The 24,618-nt window shown below is 70.3% G+C and carries 26 protein-coding genes; 15 read left to right on the forward strand and 11 right to left on the reverse strand.

Annotated features, from left to right (window positions below; genetic code table 11):
- The first annotated feature begins 81 nt into the window (after window positions 1-81).
- The 5 genes from ACOFKS_RS04050 (at window position 82) to ACOFKS_RS04070 (ending at window position 7,030) form a co-directional block, all read left to right on the forward strand.
- Window positions 82-1,368 (forward strand): 3-methyl-2-oxobutanoate dehydrogenase (2-methylpropanoyl-transferring) subunit alpha, encoded by a 1,287-nt coding sequence (locus tag ACOFKS_RS04050; protein WP_419807970.1) that lies wholly within the window; start codon window positions 82-84, stop codon window positions 1,366-1,368.
- Window positions 1,353-2,219 carry a hypothetical protein gene (locus tag ACOFKS_RS04055; protein ID WP_419807971.1) on the forward strand — a complete coding sequence of 289 codons (867 nt, stop codon included), beginning with the start codon at window positions 1,353-1,355 and terminating at the stop codon, window positions 2,217-2,219. The genes ACOFKS_RS04050 and ACOFKS_RS04055 overlap by 16 nt, the downstream gene beginning before the upstream one ends.
- Window positions 2,220-2,266: 47 nt before the next feature.
- Complete coding sequence (locus tag ACOFKS_RS04060) at window positions 2,267-3,271, forward strand: alpha-ketoacid dehydrogenase subunit beta (RefSeq protein WP_419808071.1); 1,005 nt, start codon at window positions 2,267-2,269, stop codon at window positions 3,269-3,271.
- A gap of 6 nt (window positions 3,272-3,277) precedes the next feature.
- Window positions 3,278-4,597, forward strand: coding sequence for a dihydrolipoamide acetyltransferase family protein (locus ACOFKS_RS04065; RefSeq protein ID WP_419807972.1), 1,320 nt, complete (start codon window positions 3,278-3,280; stop codon window positions 4,595-4,597).
- A gap of 63 nt (window positions 4,598-4,660) precedes the next feature.
- Window positions 4,661-7,030 carry an HAD family hydrolase gene (locus ACOFKS_RS04070; protein WP_419807973.1) on the forward strand — a complete coding sequence of 790 codons (2,370 nt, stop codon included), beginning with the start codon at window positions 4,661-4,663 and terminating at the stop codon, window positions 7,028-7,030.
- Here ACOFKS_RS04070 and ACOFKS_RS04075 read toward each other — a convergent pair.
- Window positions 7,027-7,800, reverse strand: coding sequence for an SDR family NAD(P)-dependent oxidoreductase (locus ACOFKS_RS04075; RefSeq protein WP_419807974.1), 774 nt, complete (start codon window positions 7,798-7,800; stop codon window positions 7,027-7,029). The two genes, ACOFKS_RS04070 and ACOFKS_RS04075, sit on opposite strands and share 4 nt — an antisense overlap.
- Window positions 7,801-7,843: 43 nt before the next feature.
- Window positions 7,844-9,040, reverse strand: coding sequence for an acetyl-CoA C-acyltransferase (locus ACOFKS_RS04080; protein WP_419807975.1), 1,197 nt, complete (start codon window positions 9,038-9,040; stop codon window positions 7,844-7,846).
- A gap of 92 nt (window positions 9,041-9,132) precedes the next feature.
- Between ACOFKS_RS04080 and ACOFKS_RS04085 the strand changes: the two genes are divergently transcribed.
- Complete coding sequence (locus ACOFKS_RS04085; RefSeq protein ID WP_419807976.1) at window positions 9,133-9,903, forward strand: enoyl-CoA hydratase/isomerase family protein; 771 nt, start codon at window positions 9,133-9,135, stop codon at window positions 9,901-9,903.
- A gap of 27 nt (window positions 9,904-9,930) precedes the next feature.
- Here the strand turns inward: ACOFKS_RS04085 and ACOFKS_RS04090 are convergent, their stop codons facing one another.
- Window positions 9,931-10,251, reverse strand: coding sequence for a hypothetical protein (locus tag ACOFKS_RS04090; RefSeq protein ID WP_419807977.1), 321 nt, complete (start codon window positions 10,249-10,251; stop codon window positions 9,931-9,933).
- 141 nt (window positions 10,252-10,392) lie between these two features.
- Between ACOFKS_RS04090 and ACOFKS_RS04095 the strand changes: the two genes are divergently transcribed.
- Both ACOFKS_RS04095 and ACOFKS_RS04100 read left to right on the forward strand, forming a co-directional pair.
- Window positions 10,393-11,862, forward strand: coding sequence for a diguanylate cyclase domain-containing protein (locus ACOFKS_RS04095; protein WP_419807978.1), 1,470 nt, complete (start codon window positions 10,393-10,395; stop codon window positions 11,860-11,862).
- Window positions 11,863-11,929: 67 nt separating this feature from the next.
- Complete coding sequence (locus ACOFKS_RS04100; RefSeq protein WP_419807979.1) at window positions 11,930-12,763, forward strand: oxygenase MpaB family protein; 834 nt, start codon at window positions 11,930-11,932, stop codon at window positions 12,761-12,763.
- Between the two features lie 216 nt (window positions 12,764-12,979).
- On the opposite strand, the gene ACOFKS_RS04105 is transcribed toward ACOFKS_RS04100, so the two are convergent.
- The 8 genes from ACOFKS_RS04105 to ACOFKS_RS04140 all read right to left on the reverse strand — a co-directional run bounded on the left by ACOFKS_RS04105 (window position 12,980) and on the right by ACOFKS_RS04140 (window position 19,133).
- Window positions 12,980-13,720 carry a sigma-70 family RNA polymerase sigma factor gene (locus ACOFKS_RS04105; RefSeq protein WP_419807980.1) on the reverse strand — a complete coding sequence of 247 codons (741 nt, stop codon included), beginning with the start codon at window positions 13,718-13,720 and terminating at the stop codon, window positions 12,980-12,982.
- Complete coding sequence (flhA, locus tag ACOFKS_RS04110; protein WP_419808072.1) at window positions 13,717-15,711, reverse strand: flagellar biosynthesis protein FlhA; 1,995 nt, start codon at window positions 15,709-15,711, stop codon at window positions 13,717-13,719. Before flhA ends, ACOFKS_RS04105 begins: the two co-directional genes overlap by 4 nt.
- 69 nt (window positions 15,712-15,780) lie before the next feature.
- Complete coding sequence (locus ACOFKS_RS04115; RefSeq protein WP_419807981.1) at window positions 15,781-16,623, reverse strand: lytic transglycosylase domain-containing protein; 843 nt, start codon at window positions 16,621-16,623, stop codon at window positions 15,781-15,783.
- Between the two features lie 154 nt (window positions 16,624-16,777).
- The gene (locus tag ACOFKS_RS04120; protein ID WP_419807982.1) at window positions 16,778-17,107 is read right to left on the reverse strand and encodes a flagellar protein FlgN; all 330 of its coding nucleotides are present in this window, start codon (window positions 17,105-17,107) and stop codon (window positions 16,778-16,780) included.
- On the reverse strand, window positions 17,097-17,435 hold the full coding sequence (gene flgM / locus ACOFKS_RS04125; protein WP_419807983.1) for a flagellar biosynthesis anti-sigma factor FlgM: 339 nt from the start codon (window positions 17,433-17,435) through the stop codon (window positions 17,097-17,099). Before flgM ends, ACOFKS_RS04120 begins: the two co-directional genes overlap by 11 nt.
- 23 nt (window positions 17,436-17,458) lie before the next feature.
- Window positions 17,459-17,992, reverse strand: a complete 534-nt coding sequence (locus ACOFKS_RS04130; protein WP_419807984.1) for a flagella basal body P-ring formation protein FlgA — start codon at window positions 17,990-17,992, stop codon at window positions 17,459-17,461.
- Window positions 17,989-18,483, reverse strand: coding sequence for a hypothetical protein (locus ACOFKS_RS04135; protein WP_419807985.1), 495 nt, complete (start codon window positions 18,481-18,483; stop codon window positions 17,989-17,991). The genes ACOFKS_RS04130 and ACOFKS_RS04135 overlap by 4 nt, the downstream gene beginning before the upstream one ends.
- A complete protein-coding gene (locus ACOFKS_RS04140) occupies window positions 18,480-19,133 on the reverse strand; it encodes a motility protein A (protein ID WP_419807986.1) in 654 nt (217 codons plus the stop codon). Before ACOFKS_RS04140 ends, ACOFKS_RS04135 begins: the two co-directional genes overlap by 4 nt.
- 333 nt (window positions 19,134-19,466) lie before the next feature.
- On the opposite strand from ACOFKS_RS04140, the gene ACOFKS_RS04145 reads away from it, so the two are divergent.
- From ACOFKS_RS04145 to ACOFKS_RS04175, 7 genes are all read left to right on the forward strand, one after another.
- Entirely contained in the window at window positions 19,467-19,808 is a 342-nt protein-coding gene (locus ACOFKS_RS04145; protein WP_419807987.1) for a flagellar basal body rod protein FlgB, read from the forward strand.
- 4 nt (window positions 19,809-19,812) lie between these two features.
- Complete coding sequence (gene flgC / locus ACOFKS_RS04150; RefSeq protein ID WP_419807988.1) at window positions 19,813-20,220, forward strand: flagellar basal body rod protein FlgC; 408 nt, start codon at window positions 19,813-19,815, stop codon at window positions 20,218-20,220.
- Between the two features lie 2 nt (window positions 20,221-20,222).
- On the forward strand, window positions 20,223-20,906 hold the full coding sequence (locus ACOFKS_RS04155; protein WP_419807989.1) for a flagellar hook assembly protein FlgD: 684 nt from the start codon (window positions 20,223-20,225) through the stop codon (window positions 20,904-20,906).
- Between the two features lie 21 nt (window positions 20,907-20,927).
- Complete coding sequence (locus ACOFKS_RS04160; protein ID WP_419807990.1) at window positions 20,928-22,187, forward strand: flagellar hook protein FlgE; 1,260 nt, start codon at window positions 20,928-20,930, stop codon at window positions 22,185-22,187.
- Between the two features lie 53 nt (window positions 22,188-22,240).
- The gene (locus ACOFKS_RS04165) at window positions 22,241-22,987 is read left to right on the forward strand and encodes a flagellar basal body rod protein FlgF (protein ID WP_419807991.1); all 747 of its coding nucleotides are present in this window, start codon (window positions 22,241-22,243) and stop codon (window positions 22,985-22,987) included.
- Between the two features lie 100 nt (window positions 22,988-23,087).
- A complete protein-coding gene (flgG, locus tag ACOFKS_RS04170; protein ID WP_419807992.1) occupies window positions 23,088-23,876 on the forward strand; it encodes a flagellar basal-body rod protein FlgG in 789 nt (262 codons plus the stop codon).
- Between the two features lie 11 nt (window positions 23,877-23,887).
- Window positions 23,888-24,604 (forward strand): flagellar basal body L-ring protein FlgH, encoded by a 717-nt coding sequence (locus ACOFKS_RS04175; protein WP_419807993.1) that lies wholly within the window; start codon window positions 23,888-23,890, stop codon window positions 24,602-24,604.
- The last annotated feature ends 14 nt before the right edge of the window (window positions 24,605-24,618 follow it).

The raw sequence follows: 24,618 nt of genomic DNA on the forward strand, positions 1-24,618 counted from the left end.
ACACAGCCGACAGCGCTTGTAATATTCTTGCGTGAGGCCAAAAAGGACGTGCGGGCGCTCGGCCCGTCGAGAGGAGTGCCCATGGCCGGCGAGCATCCGCGCGCCAACCTGCCCCCGTTGTCGCTCCACGTCCCCGAGCCGAAGTTCCGGCCGGGCGACGAGGTCGACTTCGCCGAGGTGGATATCCCGCTCGCGGGATCGGTGCGCCGCCCCGACACGGCCGCGCCGGCGCGCGAGTTCACCGACCTCGCCTATACGCTGGTGCGCGTGCTGGACGACAGCGACCGCGCGACCGGGCCGTGGGACCCGAAGCTGTCGCCCGATCAGCTCCGCCGCCTGCTGCGCTCGATGGCGCTGCTGCGCGCGTTCGACGAGCGGATGTTCCGCGCGCAGCGGCAGGGCAAGACCAGCTTCTACATGAAAGCGACGGGCGAGGAAGCGGTCGCGGTGGCGGCGACCTATGCGCTCGACCGCGACGACATGTGCTTCCCCTCATACCGTCAGCAGGGCATCCTGATCGCGCGCGGCTACAGCCTCGTCGAGATGATGAACCAGATCTATTCGAACCGGGGCGACAAGCTAGGCGGCAAGCAGCTGCCGATCATGTATTCGGTGAAGGACCACGGCTTCTTCTCGATCTCCGGCAACCTCGCGACGCAGTTCCCGCAGGCGGTGGGCTGGGCGATGGCGTCGGCGGCGAAGGGCGACACGCGGATCGCGGCGGTGTGGTGCGGCGAGGGCTCGACCGCGGAGGGCGACTTCCACTCCGCCTGCACCTTCGCGTCGGTGTATCGCGCGCCGGTGATCCTCAACATCGTCAACAACCAGTGGGCGATCAGCAGCTTCTCGGGCTTCGCGGGCGCGGAGGCGACGACGTTCGCGGCGCGCGCGGTCGGCTATGGCATCGCGGGCCTGCGGGTCGACGGTAACGACGCGCTGGCGGTGTTCGCGGCGACGCAATGGGCGGCGGAGCGCGCGCGGACCAATCAGGGCCCGACGCTGATCGAGCATTTCACCTATCGCGCCGAAGGGCACTCGACGTCGGACGATCCGGGCCAGTATCGCTCGGCGGGCGAGCCCAACGCCTGGCCGCTCGGCGACCCGGTCCGGCGGCTGAAAGCGCACCTCATCCAGCTCGGCGAGTGGGACGAGGAGCGCCACGTCGCGCAGGACAAGGAACTCGCCGAACAGGTCCGCGCCGACCAGAAGGAGGCGGAGAAGAACGGCATCCTCGGCCACGGCCTGCACCAGCCGCTCGACTCGATGTTCGACGGGGTGTTCGAGGAGATGCCGTGGCACCTGCGCGAACAACAGGCGCAGATGTTGGCGGAAGAGAAAGCGAGCGGACGGCCATGGGACAGGAAATGACGATGGTCCATCGTCGCGCCGTGCTCGCGGGCGGCGCGCTGGCGGCGTTGGGGGCGCTGGCGCTGCCCGCGACCGCGTCGGCGCGGGCGGCGATCGAGCCCCGGACCGTCGACCTCGCGGTGGGCCGGCGGACGACCAAGCTGTGCGTCTGGACCCCGGCCCGCCCGCGTGGCGTGGCGCTGTTCTCGACCGGGCACGGCTCCTGGCCGGAGCGGTATGCGCAGCTCGCCAGGCTGCTGACCGACGAGGGCTTCGTCGTGCTGGCCCCGCTGCATGTCGACTCGGTCCACTATCCCGAGCGCGACAAGTTCACGCTGGTGCAGAGCTTTCCCGAGCGGCTCGCCGACATGCGCGCGACGCGGGGCCATGCCGGCGCGCATTACGCGGGGCTGCCGGTGATCGCGGTGGGGCACAGCTTCGGCACGCTGACCGCGCTGTGCCTGGGTGGCGCGCTGGCGGGCATGGGGCCGTTCCGCGATCCGGCGGTGAAGGCGGTGCTGGGCTTTTCCACGCCCGGCAAGATCCCCGGCCTGATCCAGCCGACTGCCTATGCCGGCGTCGCGGTGCCGGTGATGATCGTGACGGGGACGGCGGACACCGTGCCCGGCTTCGTCACCGACCCGGCCGACCATCTGTTTCCCGCCGAGACGGTGCCGACCGACAGCTATGCGGTCGTGATCGCCGGCGCCGATCACGGCTTGGTCGCCGAGCCCGCGTTCGCGCGCGTGGCGGTCCCGGCGCGGCTGTTCGTCGACGGTTATGGGCTGGGCGATCGGCGCGCGCTGGCGCGGCTGTCGGCCTATCGCGCGGCGGCGGGCAACCGCTTCACCGTTCGCAAGGCGACCACATGACCGACCTGCCCGCCACGGCCGACGCGGAGGTGCCCGCCACCACCCGCATGAACATGATCCAGGCGATCAACTCCGCGCTCGACGTCATGATGTCACGCGATCCCGACGTGCTGGTGATGGGTGAGGACGTCGGCTATTTCGGCGGCGTCTTTCGCGCCACCGCCGGGCTGCAGGCGAAGCACGGCAAGACCCGCGTGTTCGACACGCCGATCACCGAGATCGGCATCATCGGCGTCGCGATCGGCATGGGCGCCTATGGCCTGCGGCCGGTGCCGGAGATTCAGTTCGCCGACTATATCTACCCCGCGCTCGATCAGCTGGTGTCGGAGGCGGCGCGGCTGCGCTATCGCTCGGCGGGGGAGTTCACCTCGCCGATCACAGTGCGCTCGCCGTTCGGCGGCGGCATCTTTGGCGGGCAGACGCATTCGCAGTCGCCCGAGGGCATCTTCACCCACGTCAGCGGCATCAAGACGGTGATCCCGTCGACGCCCTATGACGCCAAGGGGCTGTTGATCGCGGCGATCGAGGACAACGACCCGGTCCTCTTCTTCGAGCCCAAGCGCATCTACAACGGCCCGTTCGACGGCCATTGGGACCGCCCTTCGCAGAACTGGTCGAAGCATCCCGCCGGCGAAGTGCCGACCGGGTACTATCGCGTCGACCTGGGCAAGGCGAACGTCGTCCGCGCGGGCGAGGCGGTGACGATCCTGTGCTACGGCACGATGGTGCATGTCTGCGCGGCGGTGGTCGAGGAGGCCGGCGTCGATGCGGAGATCATCGACCTCCGCACGCTGGTGCCGCTGGACATCGAGGCGATCGAGGCGTCGGTCCGGAAGACCGGGCGGTGCATGATCGTCCACGAGGCGACCCGCACCGGCGGCTTCGGCGCGGAGCTGTCGGCGCTGGTGCAGGAGCGCTGCTTCTATCACCTCGAAGCGCCGATCGAGCGCGTCACCGGCTTCGACACGCCCTATCCCCACAGCCTCGAATGGGCCTATTTCCCCGGCCCCGTCCGCATCGGCGAGGCACTCAAGAAAATGATGAAGGACTAGGCGCGCATGGCCCGCTTCACGTTCAAGCTGCCCGATATCGGCGAGGGCATCGCCGAGGCGGAGATCGTCGCCTGGCACGTCGCCGTCGGCGACCGGATCGAGGAAGACCAGAACATCGCCGATATGATGACCGACAAGGCCACGGTCGAGATGGAGTCGCCGGTCGCGGGGACGGTGGTCGAGCGGGCGGGCGAGGTCGGCGACCAGGTCGCGATCGGCGCGGCGCTGGTGGTGATCGAGACCGACGCGGCGGCGAGTGCCGGCGAGGCGACCGCGACGCCGATGGACGAGACGGCGCGGCCGGCGGCGCTTGCCGCGGAGGACGAGGTCGAGGAGCAGTTCGAGGCCGAGAATCCGGGCGTCGAGGAGACGGTCGCCGCCGCGCCGATCCAGGGCGGGCGCGACCTGCGCGAGGCGACGCTGAAGGCGCTGGCGGACGTCAAGGACACGCCGCAGCCGGACGCGAAACCCGTCCTTGCGTCGCCCGCCGTGCGCCAGCGCGCGAAGGAACTCGGCGTCGACCTGGCGCAGGTCAGGACCGAGGCCGACCGCATCCGTCACGCCGATCTCGACGCGTTCCTGCGTTACGGCGCCGGCCAGGGCTATCACGCCCCGCACGCCAGCCGTGCGCGCGAGGACGAGACGGTGCGCGTCATCGGCATGCGCCGCCGCATCGCCGAGAACATGGCGGCATCGAAGCGCAACATCCCGCATTTCACCTATGTGGACGAGATCGACGTCACCGCGCTGGAAGCGATGCGCGCGGACCTGAACGCCAATCGGGGGGCGCGCCCCAAGCTGACGATGCTGCCACTGATGATCGTCGCGATCTGTCGCTCGCTACCCGACTTTCCGATGCTCAACGCGCGCTACGATGACGAGGCGGGCGTGGTGACGCGGTCGGGTCGCGTCCATCTCGGCATGGCGACGCAGACCGATGCCGGGCTGACCGTGCCCGTCATCCGCGACGCGCAGGACCGCAACGTCTGGCAGCTCGCGACCGAGATCGGGCGGCTGGCGGAGGCGGCGCGCGCCAACAAGCTGACGCCGCAGGAGCTGGGCGGCGGCACGATCACCGTCACCTCGCTCGGGCCGCTCGGCGGGATCGCGACGACGCCGGTCATCAACCGGCCGGAGGTGGCGATCATCGGGCCGAACAAGATCGTCGAGCGGCCGGTGTTCCAGGGCGAGGACATCGTGCGCGCGAAGCTGATGAACCTGTCGATCAGCTGCGACCACCGCGTCGTCGACGGCTGGGACGCCGCCTCCTACGTCCAGGCGCTCAAGAAGCTGCTCGAAACGCCGGTGCTGCTGTTCGCCGACTGACGGGTTAACCCGGCGCTAACCATCTTCACCGATAGCTCACCCGGTTTCCATCTGGGGGCGAGCATGAAGCTGACGGTGCGGGGCAAGGAGATCGCGGGACTGCTCGACCGGGCGCCGGCGGGAGTGACGGTGTTGTCGCTCGATTGTTTCGACACGCTGATCTGGCGGACCACCCACGCGCCGCACGACGTCTTCGCCGCGCTGGACCTGCCGGGCGGCGGGGTCGAGCCCCGCCAATGGGCCGAGCAGCTGGCGCGCCGTGTCGCCTACAACCGGCGCGAGGCGATCGAGATCGGGCTGGAGGAAATCTATGCGACGCTGATGCCGCAGGCGGATGCCGAGACGGTGCGGGCACACGCGGCGGCGGAGCTGGCGCTGGAGGCCCGTCATGCCTTTGCGTTCCGGCCGGTGGTCGAGCTGATCGCCGAGGCGAAGCGGCGCGGGCTGACGGTGGTCATCGTCAGCGACATGTATCTCAGCGAAGCGGAAATCCGCGCGCATATCGCGGCGGCGGCCAGCCCGGACGTGCTGGCGATGATCGACCATGTCTTCGTATCGGGCGCGCACGGACTGGGCAAGAACGACGGCCTGTTCGACGTCGTGCTCGCCGAGCTGGGCGTGCCGGGCGAGCAGGTGCTGCACGTCGGCGACAATCCGCGCGCCGATCACCAGTCCGCCGCGAAGCACGGTCTTCACGCGGTGCACTTCCAGCAGTTCGACGCCGCCACCGAGCAGCGGTTGCGCCACGAGGCCAGTGCCGCGGTGATGATCGATCCCGCCGCCCGCGTGACAAGGCCGGTCCATCAGCCGCACCGCGCGGCGGTGTCGCTGCGCGCGTCGGACGCACCCGCCTATGCGCTTGGTCACGATGTGCTGGGGCCGGTGATGCGGACGTTCGCCGCATGGCTGAAGGGTGAGCTGGACGCGGCCGCCGCGCGGATCGGGCGACCGGTCAAGCCGCTGTTCGTGATGCGTGACGGCTGGCTGCCCTTTCGCGTGTTCGACGCACTCTATCCGGACGCGGGCGCGGCGACGGTGGAGATCAGCCGATTCGTCGCCGGACGCGCGAGCATTCACGATGAGGCGTCGCTCGACCGCTATCTCGGCGAATGGCTCGACAAGCTGCCGCCGCACATCCTGGCGCGCCACCTGATGCTGTTCGAGAACGAAGTCGCGCCGATCGCTCGGATCAAGGACCACAAGGCGGCGCGGCGGGCGTTCGCCGACCTCACGGCAAAGCCGGCGACCCGCGCCAAGATCGTCAAGCGCTGTCGCGACTTCGGCGGACGGCTGATCGCACACCTAGCGCGCGCCGGCGTGACGGCCGGCGACGCGGTGATGCTGGTCGACATCGGCTTCAACGGCACGGTGCAGAACATCGTCACGCCGGTGCTGGAGGACCGCATGGGGCTGACGGTCGCGGGCCGATACCTGTTCCTGCGCGAGACGCAGGCGTCCGGCCTGGACAAGCGGGGGATGCTCGACGTGCGCGGTTTCGACAACCGCACGCTGCACGGGCTGTCGACCGCGGTCGTCGCGGTGGAGCAGCTGTGCAACGTCGCGCAGGGCTCGTGCGTCGGCTTTGACGCGAACGGCGCGCCGGTGCGGGAGGCGATCGACGGCAAGGCGGCGCAGAGCGCGGTGCGCGACGAGGCGCAGACGGGCGCGCTGGACTTCGCGCGCGATGCGGATGCGGGCGTGCTCCGCCCGGCCGCCACCGACACGCTCGACGCGCGGATCGGCGCGGCGGCGGCGGCGTTGACCCGATTATTCTTCCTGCCCAGCGCCGAGGAGGTGACGTTGTTCGGCCGGTTCGACTTCGACGCCAACCTCGGCAGTCACGAGGCGACTGCGCTGATCGACGCCGATGCCAGCGGACGGGCGTTACGCCGGCACGGCGTCGCGTTCGTCAACGAGGACCGACGCATGTTCCTGGCCGCCGACCTGCACCGGCAGGGATTGCCGCTGACGCTCGCCAGCTTCGCGGCGCATCGCTTCGGACTGGATCTCCGGATGACCGATTTCGAGGTCGGTGGGCTCGAGATCGGCGTCGTGCTGATGACCGCGACCGAGCAGCTGGTGCAGCCGATGACGGCCTATCCGACGTGCGACGGCTTCTATCGGTTGCAGGTGCCGATCGGGCAGAGCCGTCCGGCGGTGGCGGTGCAGTTCGGGGCACTGGCGCCGTGGATCGAAATCGAGGAGATCGCGGTCGAGCGGCTGGCCGACGAGAGCGAACGCCGGCCTGCCCGCCTGGTCGTGTCGACGATCACCGACGGGATGGAGGCGATGGACGACGGCCTGTGGCGGGTTGCGCCGGCCGGTTTCGCGCTGATTCAGGCACCCGCGCATCTCGCCGCACCGATGGTGATGACAGCGGTGTTCCGTCCGATCGGCAGGCGCGAAGCCCCGGCGGTCCGGTTGGCGGCCTAGCGCCGCGCCCTTTGCATGGCACCCGCTACCCGGCGCGCGAGTGCGCGGGGGGTGAGGCGGATGCTCTCCGCCAGCGCGGCGTTCATCGCGCCGGAAATCTTGACCGCCTGGTTGCGCCGCAGCGCGGCGAGGCCATCGCGGACGACGGCCTCGGGGCCGCTCGCCAGCTTCGTGAACAGCGCCATGTCGGTCATGCCGGCGCGGCCGGCGAATTCGGTGTGCGTCGGGCCGGGGCAGAGTGCCGCGACGCGGACGCCGTGCGGCTTCGCTTCCTCGTGCAGCGCTTCGGAGAAACTGAGCACGAACGCCTTGGACGCATAATAGACCGCCATCCACGGCCCCGGCTGAAACGCGGCGGTCGAGGCGATGTTGAGGATGCCGCCCGACCGGCGCGCGATCATGCCGGGCAGCACGGCACGGCTGAGCGCGACCAGTGCGCGGCAGTTGACGTCCACGATCCCGAGCTGTGCATCGGCGTCTAGGTCCGCAAAGTCGCCGCGCAGGCCATAGCCGGCGTTGTTGACGAGGTCGTCGATCGTCAGCCCGGCGGCGGTGATGTCGGCGATCAGCCTGGCGGGCGCGGCCGGGTCGGCGAGATCGGCGGGGAAGAGATGCACCTGCACGCCATGCTTGCCGCGTAAGTCGGCGGCGAGCGTTTCCAGCCGGTCGGCGCGGCGCGCGGTGAGGATCAGGTCCTTGCCCTCCGCCGCGACCGCGCGGGCGAAGTGTTCGCCGAGGCCGGCGGAGGCGCCGGTGATGAGGGTGGGCATTGGCTCTCTCCTTTACTCCTCTCCGGCATGGGGAGGAGTGCCGTCACACGATCTCGAAGAGGCCCGCCGCGCCCATGCCGCCGGCGGTACACATGCTGACCACCACCCACTGCACGCCGCGCTTGCGGCCCTCGATCAGCGCGTGCCCGACCAGACGCGAGCCGGTCATGCCGAACGGATGGCCGACCGCGATCGCGCCGCCGTTGACGTTGTAGCGGTCGGGATCGATGCCGAGGTGGTCGCGGCAATACAGGCATTGCGAGGCGAACGCCTCGTTCAGCTCCCACAGGCCGATGTCGGCGACCGACAGCCCGGCGCGGTCGAGCAGCTTGGGGATTGCGAAGATCGGGCCGATGCCCATCTCGTCGGGGCCGCAGCCCGCCGCCTGGAAGCCGCGATAGACGCCCAGCACGGGACGACCTTCCGCCTCGGCGGTCGCGCGGTCCATCACGATCTGCGCGGCGGCGCCGTCGGACAGCTGGCTGGCGTTGCCGGCGGTGACGCTGGTGCCCGGCCCGCTGAACTCGCCGCCGGGCCAGACGGTCTTGAGTCCCGCCAATGCCTCGGCGGTGGTGCCCGGCCGGATGCCCTCGTCCTGCGTCACGGTCACCGTCTCGGTGCCGGTGCGCGCGCCCGCCTTGTCGAACAGCGCCTTTTCGACGGTGATCGGCACGATCTCCTCGACGAAGGCGCCCGCCGCCAACCCGGCGGCGGCGCGCTGTTGCGACTGCGCGGCATAGGCGTCCTGTGCCGCGCGCGTGATGCCGTAGCGCTCGGCGACGATCTCCGCGGTCTCGATCATCGGGATATAGGCGGCGGGTTCGTGCGCGAGGACGCTCTGGTTGACGTAGCGCGGCGCGTCCTTGGTGACGGTGAAGCTGATCGACTCCATCCCGCCCGCCAGCGCCACGTCGATGTCGCCCGCGACGATCGAGCGCGCGGCAAGAGCGACCGCGGTCAGGCCCGAGCCGCATTTGCGATCGAGCGTGAACGCCGGCACCGACTGCGGCAGCCCACCGGCGAAGATCGCCATGCGGCCCGCGTTGCCGCCCTGCGTTCCCCACTGATTGCCGACGCCCCAGAACACGTCGTCGATCCGCGCCGGATCGATGCCGGCACGCTCGACCGCGGCGGCCATGACGTGGCCCGCGAGCGCAGGCGCCTCGGTGGCGTTGAAGGCGCCGCGATACGCCTTGCCGATGGCGGTGCGGGCGGTGGCGACGATCGCGGCTTCGCGCATGATAGGTCCCTACTGAATGGCTGTCACGGTCAGCCTAGCCGCCGACCCGAGCTTCCACTACCCGTCATCGCGGGCGACGACGGAGGAAATGCGTGACCGTTTCGACAACCAGGGATGACCATGTCGCGATCGTCAGCTTCGCGCGGCCACCGCACAACTTCGCCGACCTCGACCTGATCGAGGGGGTCGGTGAGGCGTTCGCCGCCGCCGATGCGGACGCCAATATTCGCGCGATCCTGTTGCGGTCGGAGGGGCGGGTGTTCTGCGCGGGCGCGGACCTCGCCAACGCCAATCCCGTCGCCGCCGATCAGGCGCAGGCGGGGGAGCGCAATCCCTTCTACGTCGCCGCCGCCCGGCTGTTCGCGGTCGGGAAGCCCGTCGTCGCGGCGGTGCAAGGCGCGGCGGTGGGCGCCGGGCTGGGGCTGGCGCTGGTCGCGGATTTCCGCGTCGCGAGCCCGGCGGCGCGGTTCGCGGCGAATTTCGTCCAGCTCGGCTTTCATCCCGGCTTCGGCATCTCGGCGGTGCTGGAGCGCGTGGTCGGGCGGCAAAGGGCGGCGTTGATGCTGCTGACCGGGCGACGGATCGGCGGCGAGCAGGCGGCCGACTGGGGGCTGGCGGATCAGCTGGTCGCGGCGGAGGCGCTGGATGATGCCGCGCTGGCGCTGGCGCGAGAGATCGCGACGGGCGCGCCGCTGGCGGTGCGGTCGACCCGCGCGACGATCAGGGGCGACCTCCATGCACTGGTGCAGCGGCAGACCGATCACGAGTTGGCGGAGCAGCAGTGGCTGCAGCAGACCGCCGACTATGCGGAGGGCGTCCGAGCGGTGAACGAGCGGCGGCCGGGGCGGTTCACCGGACGCTGAGCGACCGGCGCCTTGCTGGCGTGGAGCCTAGATCGACAGCTGAGCGAACCCGCATTGCAGCACCGCCTGATCGCGTTCCTCGCGCATCCGCGCCGTTGCCGCACGCTCCGCTTCGAACTGAGGCAGCGGAATCCAGAGGCGAACGCCGTCGATCGGCGCGTCGAAACGGTCGATCGCGTCGCCGGCGGCGCGTGCGGTGACCGCGAGCAGCTCGGCGAGCTTCCGGAATTGAGAGACCGCCATTTCGACCTTGGCGGCGTCCGCAGCCCCGGCCGTCGCCTCGAGCATCTTCGCCGATTCGCCCACGGCGCCTCGGATCACGGCATCGAGCTCGGATAGTCGCTGCATGAGGTCCTCCGTCCGGACCATTCGCCTACACGATCGTGGTCAACGGAAGGTTAACGGCGCTCGCCACGGCTCGGCACACCCGACCGCGCCCGTCGCGTCGTTAACGCGGATCAAACGGGTCGTGCGGCAAGGGGCCTGTCCATGCCACACGAAGCCAATCGCCAGAAGGTGCTGCACGCGCTGGAGCTGCTCGACACCACGCCGGAGCCGGAATTCGACACGATCGTCGATGGCGCACGGCAAGTGTTCGGGGCGACGAGCGCTTTCATCTCGCTGCTCGGCGCCGACCGGCTATGGCTCAAGGCGCGCTGCGGGCTCGACATTTCCGAAGTGCCGCGCGACATCTCCTTTTGCGACCGCACGGTCGCCGCGAACGCGACGCTGATCGTCCCCGACACGCATGTCGATCCGCACTTCGCCACCAACCCGCTGGTCCTCGGCCCACCCTTTATCCGCTTCTATGCCGGCGTGCCGCTGCGGGCTCGCGCCAGTGGTGAGGATGACGCGGTGCCGATCGGCGCGCTGTGCGTGATCGACCGGTCGCCGCGATCACCCACCGTCACGCAGATGAAGCTGCTGGCGGGCATGGCGCAGGTGGTGGAGGCATTGCTGGAGTTGCGCCGCGTCAGCCTGGAGAGCCTTGGCATGGCGCTGGATCGACACGATACGCTGATGAGCTGCGAGCGCGTGAGCCGCCAGCTCGCGCAGGCCGAGCGGATGGCGAACATCGGCTCTTGGCGGCTCGACCTCGTGACCGAGCAGGTCACCTGGTCGGACCAGACCTATGTCATCCACGCGCTGCCGAAGACCGATGGCACCGACCTGTCGAGTGCGCTCGACTTCTATCCGCCGGCGGATCGGGCGCGGGTCGCCGGCGCCGTGGCCGACTGCGCCGAGCACGGCCGCGGTTACGATCTGGAAGTCGATTTCGTCGACGCGGTGGGCAGTACCCGGCGGGTGCGCGCGATCGGCGAACCCGAGATGGAAGACGGTATCCCGGTGGCGATCATCGGTGTCCTCCAGGACATCACCGACCGCCACCGGCATGAGCGGCGACTGCGCGAGCTGGCGGCGACCGACGAACTGACGGGACTGGCGAGCCGTCGCGCCTTCAACGAACTCGCCGACGCGGCGATCGCAGCGGCGGGGGGCGAGCCGCTGGCGGTCGTGCTGCTCGATCTCGACCGATTCAAGGAGGTCAACGATCGGCTGGGTCACGCGGCGGGCGACGACGTGCTGCGGGCGGCGGCCGCGACGGTGCGGGACGCATCCTTTCTGGGCGATCACCTGGCGGCGCGGCTCGGTGGCGACGAGATGGTGCTGCTGCTGCGGGGGGAGGCGGCGGGGCCGGAACTGGAGGCCGCGATCGCGCGGCTGCTGGCCGCGTTGCGTCTGAGCGTGCCCGCTGCCGACGGGACCATGACGGTCTCGGCGACGATCGGGGCGGCGCGATTGACCCCCGGCGTGACCGACCGCTCCACGTTGCTCAAGGCCGCCGATCGAGCGATGTATCGCGCCAAGCAGGCCCGGCGTGGCACCGGGGCGATCGATGGCGAGGCGAGGCTGATCGTCGCCGGCCGAGGCGACGCGAGCCTCGCCGACGCGGCTTGACGTTGTGCGGTAGCGGCAAAGCCCGCTCCCCTCTGGCGCGGCGCCGTCGCGGTCCTACCTTGGTGGCATGGCGTTGCGCGACACGATCCGGGACGAGATACACCGCCTCGTCGGCGCGGGGCAGATGACGCTCGAACGCGCGCCGGACGATCCGGGCCTGTTCGGGCCGGGCTCGGCGGCGTGGGCGGTGCATGGCGATTTCTCGGCGATGATGATCGGCGGGGTCGCGGCGCTGATGACGCAGATGCTCCATCCCGGCGCGCTGGCGGGCGTGTGGGACCATAGCGACTGGGCGAAGAACCCCGCGGGCCGGCTGAAGCGCACCGCGCAGTTCGTTGCGGTCACCACCTATGGCGGCACGGGTCAGGCGGAGGCGCAGATCGCGCGGGTGCGGAAAATCCACGACCGGATCGCAGGGACGCGGCCCGACGGCACCGCCTATTCGGCGAACGACCCGGCGCTGCTGACCTGGGTCCATATCGCGGAGGCGGATGCGTTCCTGCGCGGTTACCTCGCCTACCGCGATCCGGGGATGAGCGGGGCGCGGCAGGACCGGTATTTCGCCGAGATGGCCGAGCTGGCGCGGCGGATGGGCGCGACCGACGTGCCTGAGAGCCGGCGCGCGGTGGCGGCCTATTTCCGCACCGTCCGGCCGCAACTCCGCTATGACGATCGGACGGAGGCGGTGGCGGACGCGCTGTTGAACCAGCCCACCACCAACGCCGCGACCGCCCCGATCCAGTCGGTGCTGCTGCAGGCGGGAGTCGAGCTGATGCACCCCTGGGCGGCCGCGCTGCACGGCCGTGACACGCCGGCGTTGCGGCGGCCGGCGGTGCGGCTGGGCGCGGCGGCGACGGCGGGAGTGCTGCGGTGGGCGCTGGCGAAGCGCGCGGCGGCGTGACGATCTGTCATCAGCTGCCTGATGTCGGTCGCCGGTCATTCGCCTGATCGCGGGGTTTCGGTCGATTATCAACAGGTCGCGTGGCCGGTCAGCATAAGAAGTGTTCCCGGCCGCGGACACGCCGAACAAGTAAATGGCAGGGCGATCCGTACCGAGCCGCAGATGCGCTGCTCGGGTGGATCGCGCAGTATCCCGCGTGTTGTCGGAAGCCGGCTTCTACCGCCCGCCCATCGCCGTCTTCAGCCGCCCGTGCGCCGCGGCCTTGATCTGGCACACCCTGGCCGCGCCGACGCCGAGCACCTCGCCGATCTCTTCCAGGTTCAACTCCTCGACATAGTAGAGCTGCACCACCAGCGCCTCGCGTTCTGGCAGGGCGGCGATCGCCTCGATCAGGCGGTCTCGGACTTCGCCCTCGGCCAGCTGGTCGAAGGCGTCCGGGGTGTCGTCGGCGAACCAGGGGAGGTCGTCGGCATAGACCTCGTCGATCGAGTCGAAGCGGAGCGCCTCGGCCGACAGAAAGTCGGCGCGCAGCTTGTCGACGCTGACGCCCAGATGGGTGGCGATCATGGCTTCCTCCGGGGCGCGGCCCGTCTGCTGGGTGAGGGAGGCGACCGCCTCCTTGTACTGGCGGTGGCGGCGCATCGCGCCTCGGGTCGTGGTCGCCTGACGGCGGAGTTCGTCGATCATCGCGCCACGCAGGCGGGTGATGAGGTACGAGCGGAATTGCGCGCCCTGTTCGAGAGCCTGGCCGGCGGCCTCGACCAGCGCGACCAGGCCGACCTGGACGAGATCCTCGACGTCGATCAGCGTGCTCATCGAACCATGGACGTGCCAAGCGAGCTTGCGGACCAGCGGCAGGTGTTCGCGCACCAGCGCGTCGGCGTCGCGGCGCGGCGTGCGGGCATAGGTCAGCGGCGTGGCGGCGTCGAAGTCGGCGGCGAATGGTTGCGCGGTCATGCGGGGAGGGCTCCGGGAGCGCCGATCACGGCGACGACCTCGACCGCCTTTTCCTCGGGCACCTCGAAGAAGGAGAGGACGGGCGTGTCGGGCAGGCAGGTGCGGACCAGCTTTCTGATCGCGACGCGGATCGCGGGCTGGACGACCAGCGCGAAGGGCTTTGCGTCGGCCACCAGCGGTGCGGCGGCGCGTTGCAGCGCGTCGACGATCCGGCGGCCGAGATCGGGTTCGATGACGTGGCGGCGTTGGGTGTCGGCGCGCATCGCTTGGCCGAGCAGACCCTCCAGCTGACCTTCCAGCGTCATCACGCGCAGCGGTTCGCGGACGCCGCACAGTTTCTGGATGATGAGCGCGCCCAGTTGCGGGCGGACCAGTTCCAGCAGGTCGTCGGCGTCCTGCGTCCGCTGCGCGGCGACCGCGATGGCCGACGCGATGCGGCGGAACTCCTTGAGCGCGATACCCTCCGCCAGCAGGCTTTTGAGCACCTGCGTCAGCACGGTCAGCGGCAGCGGCTGCGGCGTGAGCGAGGCGACGAGCTGGCCGGCGCGCTCCTTCAGCCCGTCGAGCAGCGCCTGGACGTCGTCGGGGCCGAGCAGCTCGGCGGCGTTCGCGCCCAGCAGATGGTTGAGGTGCGTCGCGATCACCGTGCCGGGATCGACGACCAGAAAGCCCATGCCGGTCGCGGCGTCCGCGTCGCCCTTCGCGATCCAGGTCGCATCGAGGCCGAAGGTCGGGTCCTTCGCTTTCTTGCCGTCGAGATAGCCCACCGCCTGACCGGTATCGAGCGCCAGCATGTCGTCGGGCGACACCTGATCCTCGCCGACGCAGACGCCGTTGACCATGATGCGATAGGCATAGGGCGCGAGGTTGATGTCGTCGCGCACGCGCGCCTGCGGGACGACGAAGCCGAGTTCCTTCGACAGCTGCCGCCGGACGCCCGTGATCCGTCCCATCAACGGCCCCCCGCGCCGTTCGTCGACCAGCGGCACCAGGCCGTAGCCGATATCGATATTGACCTGTTGCGCGTCGGTGACCTCTTCCCAGCCGATCCGCGAGGGATCGACGACCTCGGCGACGGGCGCCTCGATTACGACCGGGCGGCGCTCGATCTGGCGGAGCTTCCACGCGGCGAAGCCGGCGATGGCGGCGGAGGGCAGGATGACGAAATGCGGCATGCCGGGCAGCACGCCCAGCAGCGTCAGGATCGCGGCGACCGGGGTCCAGGTGCGCGACGCGCCGAACTGGGTGCCGATCTGGCCGGCGAGGTCGTGATCCGACGCGACGCGGGTGACGATCGCGGCGGCGGCGATCGACAGCATCAGGCTGGGCAGCTGCGCCACCAGCGCGTCGCCGATCGCGAGCAGGATATAGGTGCGCGCGGCGTCGGCGAACCCCATGCCGTGGCTGAACGGCCCCAGAATCAGCCCGCCGACGACGTTCGCCGCCAGGATCAGCAGCGCGGCGATGGCGTCGCCCTTCACGAACTTCGACGAGCCGTCCATCGCGCCGTAGAAATCGGCCTCGGTCGCGACCTCGACGCGGCGCGCCTTGGCCTCGGCGGGCGTCATCAGCCCGGCGTTGAGGTCGGCGTCGATCGCCATCTGCTTGCCGGGCAAGGCGTCGAGGGTGAACCGCGCGGAGACTTCGGAGACGCGGCCCGCGCCCTTGGTGACGACGATCAGGTTGATGATGAGCAGGATCGCGAAAACGAAGATGCCGACGACGTAATCGCCGCCGATCAGGAACGTCCCGAACGCCTCGATGACATGTCCCGCCGCCGCCTCGCCCTCATGCCCGTGGACCAGCACGACGCGCGTCGACGCGACGTTGAGGCCGAGGCGGAACAGCGTCGCGAACAGCAGCACGGTCGGAAAGGCGGAGAAGTCGAGCGGCTTGCGCGCGTTCAACGCGACCATCAGGACGGCGAGGCTGATCGCGATGTTGGCGACGAAGAACAGGTCCAGCAACTGCTTGGGGATGGGCACCACCATCACCAGCACCAGCAGCAGGATCGCGAGCGGCAGCGCCGCCGCGCGGGCGCTGGGAAGGAAGCGGCCCACCTAGCGGCCGCCCATGCCGGCGAGCATCAGATAGGCGAGCCGCGCGGTGTCCGGGGTCGGACGGAGCAGGCTGGCGGCCGCGGTCGTCTGTCCGCCGATCGCGCCGCGGGCCCAGGCGAGCGCGTCGGTGGCGCTTTCGTTGGCGCCGGTGACGACGGTGCCGCCGTCGACCTCCAGCGCCTGCGACGCATAGGTGGCGAGCGGCTGCATCGCGGGGGCGACGCTCCCGCCCGCCGCGCCGAGCTTGTCGGTGAAGCGCTGATAGATCGCGGCGAGCGAGCGCGGCTGGCCCTCGCGATCGTAGAAGACGTTGTGGTTGGCGCCCGCCGCGGCGGGGAACATCGCGGCGCCGGTCGCGCGCGGGTTCGCCTGCATCGCCGACAGGAAGCGGGTCGCGCCGCCCAGCCCCAGGAAATGCGCCATATAGAGGTCGGTGCCGGTGGCGTCACGGCCGAGGCTCGCCTCCAGCTTGTCCTTGTTGTCGCTGGCGTGCTCGGCGGCCATCAGGCTGGCGACTTCGGGGTCCTTGCGGAGCGCGAGGATCGCCTGCCGGGTGCCGGCGTCGCCGACGCCGAGGCGCCCGTTGGGCAACCGGTGGATGCTGTTCGCGGCCCAGCCGAGGCCGTGTTCGGCGCCGTGCTGCTTGACCACGGCGAGCCAGCTCTGATCGAGGAACTGGTAGAGGCCGGTCGCGGACGACGTGCCGGCGCGGGCAGAGGCGTTGAGGCCGGATTCGAGCTTGGCCTGGCCGAGCAGGTAGCCGAAGTCGACGCCGGTGCGGTTGGCGGCGCTGGCGATGGCGGACTGGACGCGGGCGGCGGCAATCGGGGTGACGGCGGTCATGCCATAGTTAATGCAAGGGGTGTGCCAGTCCTCTCCGCTTGCGGGGAGGTGGCGCGCGCGGAGGCAAGGGTCGCGAGCGGATCGTCCGTGGAGACCCCCCTCCACCACTCGCTACGCGAGCGGTCCCCCTCCCCGCGAGCGGGGAGGACTTAGATCAGCAATAGGCGGCGGTCACGCCGGCTCGATACCCGCCGTTGCCGGCTTCACCGGTCAGGGTTTGCAGGCGGCGGCGGACATTTGCCGCCATCAGGTTGACGTAGATGCGGCAGGTCTCGTTCAGCCGGTTCGCCTCGTCGGCCAGCTCACGCAGCTCGGGGCCGGCGGGGCCGGTGCCCAGCGCGGCGACCTCGTTGAGATGGAGCAGCTTGTCCTGCGTGGCGCGTTCCAGCGCGACGACGTCGTTCGCCTTGAGCGCCGCGATCTCGGCGTGGAGGGCGTCGATGACGCGGCAGAGTGCGTCACGCCGGGACGGTTCAGGCGTCACGGCTCACCCAGTCGTAGCGCAGCGCCAGGATGCGGTCGGCGATCGTCGCGGGCAGGATCGGGAAGGTGCCGTTGGCGATCGCCTTCTTGATCTGCGCGACGCGCTCGACGTCGACCGGCGGCTTGCTCGCCAGCTGGGCGGCGGTGTTCCCGACCGCCGCCACGTCGGCCGGGACGGGCGCTCGCACCGGACTTGTCGCAGGCTCGGCGCGGGGCACCGGGGCTGCCGCAGCCACCTGAGTCAAGGCACGCGCTACGGCGCGGTCCACTCCCTTGCTCGCCACTGGATCGCTCATCGCCCGCCTCTCGTGCTCGCGCTTCAAGGCCATAAACGGCCGGGCGCGGCGAAGCTTTAGCGGTTTTCGGTGACGAAGCCGGGCAGCGTCGCGCGGCCGCTCTCGATCGCGACCGCCTGGACGGGCTGCGTCGCGCCCTCGACCCGGACCGCGACGCGCGCGCCGGCGACCGCATCGGTGGCGGCGACGCCGGCGCGGGTGATCTGAAACCCGTCGGTGCCCGCCTCGATCAGCACCGGATCGCCGCGCCGGATCACCGGGATAACGGCGGCCACCGGGGCGCGGATCGGGGCGGCGACCGACGACGGCGCAGGGCCGGCGGCGGCCACCGGCGTGGCGCGAAGCACGGGGACGAACACGCGCCAGTCGGGGCCTGAGCAGGTCACGACCACCGCGTCATGCGCGTCCGACCGCCAGCTCAGCGCCACGGTCGGGCATTGCGCGAGCCGCAGCCGCGCATCCAGCGCCGCGCGCGCGCCGCCCTCCGCGCCGACCGGCCGGCCGGTGAACGCGGCGACGGCGCGGTCGAGCGACGGTACGTCCTGAAAGGCGCCAAGGCTCAGCGGGGCGAGTAGCAGCAGCGGGATCATGGGCGGCTCCGGGTCGGCTCGCCGGCGAAGGCGAGCGTCAGGGTCGCGCGGGCGGGGCCGCGCGCGGTGAGAAGGGTAAGCCGTGCGGGTGGCAGGCCGGCGGCGACCAGCGCGGCGAGGACGGCGCGGGCGCGATCGGCGGCGAGCAGTACGTCGCTGCCGTCGCTGCCGGTGACACTGACGACGACGCGCGGATCGGCGAGCGCATCGCGTGCCCAGGCGACGAGCGGCGCCGGATCGGTCAGTGCCGACGAACCGGACGCAAAGGCGACGGCGGCGGCGGCGACGGGCATCGGCGGCGCCTCGGGCGCGTCGAGGACGATCGTCCCGAAACCGCCGCGCAGGCCACGCGCCAGGGCGCTGTGGTCGCCGGTCGCCTGCACCAGCACCAGGAAGCCGACGAGCAGCAGCGCCAGGTCGGCGAGCGTGACCAGCCACAGCGCCTTGGCCGGCGCGGGGGCCAATGGGTCGCCGAGATCGAGGGACGTCATGCCGCCAGCTTCGCGGCGTGGGACTTCTGGGGCGCCTCGCGCGCGGCGAGTGCGGCGAGCGGGGCGGTCAGGCGGCCGCGCTCGAACGCCTCGATCCGGGCCGCGCGGCGGAGGCGATGCGCGATCGGCTGCGCCACCAGGTTGGCGAGCAGCGCGCCGTAGAGCGTGGCGAGCAGCGCCACCGCCATCGCGCCGCCGATCGCGGTGGTGTCGGTCATCCGCGCGAACATCGCGGCGAGGCCGATCAGCGTGCCGACCATGCCCATCGCTGGCGCCGCCTCCGCCGCGCCGGTCCAGGCGTCGGCGGCGGCGGCGTGGCGCTCGACGCGGGCACGGCGGCGCTCGTCGACCAGTGCTGCGACCTGCTCGGGTGAAGCACCGTCGACGATGGCGTCGAGGCCGGCGGCGAGATCGGGGTCGGTGATGACCGCGCGGTCGAGCTGTAGCACGCCGTGACGCTGGACCAGCTTGCCCTGCACCGCGAGCTGGCGGAGCAGCGGCTCGGCGGAAAACGGACGGCGCGGCAGGGTACGGAGCGCCGCGACGGCGCGGCCGAGCTCACGCGCCGGGGTGCGAAGGACGGTAGCGAGGACCGTACCGCCGCCGACGAGGGCGAGCGCGGTGGGATCGAAGAGGATCGCGGGCTGCATCGCACGGACTTAAGCAAGAGGCGGGCCAAAGCGCCTTGTCGCCGTCAATTCCGTCATCCCCGCGAACGCGGGGACCCATCCCGTGCGGTTCGCGCAAGCACTACCGTCGTAGTTACCCGTCGCCCAGGAGATGGGTCCCCGCTTTCGCGGGGATGACGAAGCGGCGTTCTCGTGTGGCGGCCGGGCGGCAACCTTGCCGCCGACCGGCAACCGTTTGCCGCTCCCACTCTCCACACCCTAGTCGGAACCGGCAAATCGCCCCCGCCGGCCCATCTGGCACGGCCATTGCTTATACCCGGTCAGCGTCATCCCGGCGCATCGGAGTATCGGGCCATGCCCGCAGAGTCGCTGTTCGGCGTCCACGCCGCCGCCCTGGAGGTCCGCTCGCAGCGGATGGGGGTGCTTGCGTCCAACATCGCCAATGCCTCGACCCCCGGCTTCAAGGCCCGCGACATCGACTTCGCCTCGGCGTTGCAGTCGATGGAGGGGGGCGCCGCCGACCTGTCGGGGTCGACGCTTTATCGCGTGCCGACGCAGACCTCGATGGACGGCAACACCGTCGAACTCAGCCAGGAGCAGACCGCCTTCGCCGAGAACGCCGTCCAGTATCAGACCACGCTGTCGTTCCTGAACGGCCGCATCGGTCAGATCACCCGCGCGCTGAAGGGGGAGTAGGACGATGGCTCAGCCGATGACGATCTTCCAGGTCGCGGGCCGCGCCATGTCGGCGCAGCTCGTGCGGATGAACACCACCGCGTCCAACCTCGCCAACGCCGGCGGCACCGCCGGCACGGCGGAGGGCGCGTATCGGTCGATGAAGCCGGTCTTCCGCACCCACATCGATGCGGCGACCGGGCTGTCGACGGTCGATGTCGAGCGCGTCGTCCAGGCGGGCGAGGCGCCGACCAAGCGGCACGACCCGTCCAACCCGCTCGCCGACGCGAACGGCGACATCTTCGAGGCCGCGGTCGACGAGACCCGCGAGCTGGTCGACATGATGGAGACCGCGCGCGCCTATCAGAACAACGTCGAGGTGATGCAGACCGCCAAGTCGCTCGTCATCGACACCCTCAAGCTGGGCCGCTGACCATGGCAAGTGCATTCGATTCCACCCTCGCCGGCCTCGGCATCTCGCGCGCGTCGTCGGGCGTCTCGGTGCAGGCCGCGTCGTCGGCCGGCACGACGCTGGGCCAGGCGGACTTTCTGAAGCTGATGACCGCGCAGATGCAGAACCAGGACCCGTTCAACCCCACCGACAACACGCAGATGGTCGCGCAGATGGCGCAGTTCTCGTCGCTCGCGGGCATCTCGGAGATGTCGTCGACGTTGAAGGCGATTTCCGACAAGCTGGGCGCGACCTCTACCGCCGACGCGGTGTCCTATGTCGGGCGCACCGTGCTGACCGCGGGCAACACCGCCTATGGCCGCACCAGCGGCGGCTTGGCCGGGGCGGTCGAGCTGGGCGCGGCGGCCACCGACGTGACCGTCACGATCACTAACGCGGGCGGGCAGATCCTCCATTCCAGTTCCCTCGGGGCGCAGGCCGCCGGCACCGTCAACTACGACTGGGACGGCAAGGACCAGAGCGGCGCCGACGCCGGCGCCGGCCCGTTCACCGTCACCGTCAACGCGCGCGACGGCAACAAGACCATCGCCGCCACCAACCTCGCCTGGGCGCCCGTCGAGTCGGTCTCGACCGCGAGCGGCAAGGCCGTCCTTACGCTGCCCGGCCTCGGCCAGGTCCCCGTCACCGCCGTCCGCCAGATCGGCTGAACCCCTTCACAGGAGCACCCCATGTCCTTCTACACCTCGCTTTCCGGTCTCCAGGCCTCGCAGTCGGAGATGTCGACGATCGCGCACAACATGGCGAACGTCGGCACCAACGGCTTCAAGAAGAGCCGCACCGAATTCGCTGACGTGATCGCCTCCTCCGTCAACCTGTCGCCGACGCAGATGATCGGGTCGGGCACGGTGGTGAAGGGCAATTTCCAGCAGTTCGGGCAGGGCAATCTGATCCAGAGCGCCAACACGCTCGACCTCGCCGTGTCGGGTGACGGGTTCTTCGCGGTGAAGCCGGACATGAACGCGAGCGGCGTCAACTTCACGCGCAACGGCGGCTTCATGGTCGATGCCGACCGTTACGTCGTCGACGCGCAGGGCGCCCATCTGCAGGTCTATCCGGTCGACGGGTCGGGCACGGTGATCGCCACCGGCATCGACTCGGCCGTCTCGCTGCGTCTGCCCGCGACCAGCGGTGCCGCGCAGGCGACGACGGCGGTGACGATGTCGGCGAACCTCAACGCCAACTCGGCGGTGCCGGCGACGAGCACCTTCGACCGGTTCGATCCGACCAGCTACAACCAGTCGACGCAGACGACGATCTATGACGGCGACGGCAACCCGCAGACGCTGACCAACTATTTCCGCCGCGACACGGCGACGACGACCGGCAGCCAATGGTCGGTCTTCTCGTTCGTCGGCGACCAGAAGCTGGTGTCGGGCGGCAACGATCACCAGACGCTGAGCTTCGACACGAGCGGCGTCGCCACGCCGGCGCCGACGACGGTCAACTTCGACCCGTTCACCAGCGCGGGATCGACGACGGCACAGGCATTCTCCTTCACCTTCGGCAGCGACACGAAGCAGACCGCGCAGCCGTTCAACGTCGGCTCGCGCAATCAGGACGGCCAGGCGGTCGGCCAGATCCAGGGCGTCACGATCGACAAGTCGGGCGTCGTCAAGGCGGCGTTCTCGAACGGCGACTCGCAGGCCATCGGCCAGGTGATGCTGGCGAACTTCGCCAACCCCACGGGGCTGCGCCAGCTGGGCAACAGCTATTGGTCGCCGACCGGCATTTCGGGCGACGCAAAGCTGGGGTCGGCGGGCACCGGCGGGTTCGGCAACATCATGTCCGGCACGATCGAGCGGTCGAACGTCGACATCACCGAGGAGCTGGTCAACCTGATCGCCGCGCAGCGCGACTTTCAGGCCAATGCCAAGGCACTCGATACCGCGAGCCAGATCTCGCAGACCATCTTCAACATCCGCTCGTGAACGAGCCGGGGCTTCAACATCCGCTCGCAAGCGCAGCGGACGCGGAGGGGTAAATGGACAAGCTCGTCTATACCGCGGCGACCGGCCTGCGTGCCCGCATGGCGGCGCAGGCGGCGATCGCCAACAACATGGCGAATGCGTCCACCACCGGCTTTCGCGCCGACCGGGTCGTGTTCGACCGGATCTCGCTGACCGGCGGGCCGACCACGCTCGCCGCACGCGCGCCGACCAGCGAGGAAGTGACCGACGCCGACCGGGCGCCGGGCGCAATGCAGCAGACCGGGCGGCCGCTCGACGTGGCGGTCACTGGTCCGGATGCGTGGCTGGCGGTGCAGGCGCCCAATGGAGAGGAAGCCTACACCCGGCGCGGCGACCTGACCGTCACCGCGTCCGGCACGTTGCAGACCGGCGACGGGTTCCTGGTGATGGGCGGGTCGGGACCGATCACGCTGCCGCCCTATCGCTCTCTGTCGATCGCCAACGACGGCTCGATCTCGATCATCCCCGCCGCCGGCGGCGAGCCGCAGGTGATCGACCGGCTGAAGCTCGCCAATGCCAAGGGGTCGGACACGGTCAAGGGGATGGACAATCTGCTCCATGTGCGCGGCGGCGGCACGCTGCCCGCCGATCTGGACGCGCAGCTGACGTCGGGTGCGCTGGAGGGATCGAACGTCAACATGACGCAGGCGCTGGTCGACATGATCGAGAACCAGCGCAGCTACGAGATGACCGCCGGGCTGATGAAGTCCGCCAAGGACATGGACGAAAGCGGCGCGTCGCTGATGCGGCTGCCCTCGTGAAGACAGACCCCGCCCCGTTCGTGCCGAGCGCAGTCGACGCACGTATCCCGCAACCTGCCCTTCGACTGCGCTCGGGGCGAACTGAAGTTGAGACAAAGCTATGAGCAGCGCCGCCATGCACGTCGCGCGCACCGGGCTCGATGCCCAGGACATGCGGATGCGCGTGATCTCGAACAACCTCGCCAACGTCAACACGACCGGGTTCAAGAAGGACCGCGCCGCGTTCGAGACGCTGGCCTATCAGCTGGTGACCGCGCCCGGCGCCAATTCTTCGTCGGAGACGCGCTACGCGACCGGGCTGAATCTGGGCACCGGCGTCCGCATCCAGGGCACCGCCCGGATCGATACGCAGGGGTCGATGCAGACCACCGGCAACAGCCTCGACATGGCGCTGGACGGTGACGGCTATTTCCAGGTGCAGCTGCCGGGCGGCCAGCTCGGCTATACCCGCGCCGGCAATTTCTCGCGCTCGCCCGAGGGCCAGCTGGTCACCAGCGAGGGCTATCAGGTGATGCCCGGCATCACCGTGCCGCAGGGCGCGACCAGCATCACCGTCGGCCAGGACGGCACCGTATCGGCGACCGTCCCCGGTCAGACCGAGGCGCAGAACATCGGCCAGATCCAGGTCGCGGGCTTTCCCAACGCCGCCGGGTTGCAGGCGACGGGCGACAACTATCTGATCGAGACCTCGGCCAGCGGCACCGCCAATCTGGGCACCGCCGGCGAGGACGGACGCGGGCGCGTGCGGCAGGGGATGCTGGAAGCCAGCAACGTCAACGTCGTCGAGGAACTGGTCGACATGATCGAGACGCAGCGCGCCTACGAGGTCAATTCCAAGATGATCCAGGCGACCGACGACATGCTCAAATACGTCAACCAGAACGTCTGATCGGACCGGCCATGACCTCCCGCATTTCTTCGATCTTCCGCAACCGTTCCCAGTGGATCGAGCTGGCGCTCGCCGGGACGGTCGCCGCGCTGGTCGCCGCCGCGTTCGCGCCGGTGCCCGCCGACGCGCGTCATCGCGAACCCGATCGCTTCGTCGCCACGCCGCCGCCGGTGGTGGCGGTGCCGGAGCCCGCGAACGGCGCGATCTTCCAGGCCAGCGCCGGCTATGCCGCGCTGTACGAAGGCAGCCGCGCGCGCCGCGTCGGCGATCCGCTGACGATCGTGCTGGTGGAGCGCACCGCGGCGACCAAGTCGGCGCAGTCGAAGCTCGATTCGAGTGGCGGCTTTTCGGTGACGCCGCCCAGCACCGGCCCGCTGGCGCTGTTCAACAACACCGACATCGGCGCCAGCGGTGCCCGCAACTTCAACGGCGGCGGCACGGCGGGGCAGGCTAACTCGCTGTCGGGCGAGGTCTCGGTCACCGTCGCCGCCGTCTATCCCAACGGCACCATGCTGGTGCAGGGGCAGAAGCGGGTGACGCTCAATCGCGGCGACGAGTGGGTCCGCATCCGCGGGCTGGTCCGCTTCGCCGACGTCGACGCGCTCAACCGGGTGCCGTCGACGCGCGTGGCGGACGCGGAGATCAGCTATACCGGCCGCGGCGACGTCGCCCGCGCCAGCCGGCAGGGCTGGCTCAGCCGGTTCTTCCAGATCGTGTCGCCGTTCTGACCGGGCATTAGCGG

The sequence above is a fragment of the Sphingomonas sp. genome, from assembly GCF_965200135.1.
GTDB lineage: Bacteria > Pseudomonadota > Alphaproteobacteria > Sphingomonadales > Sphingomonadaceae > Sphingomonas.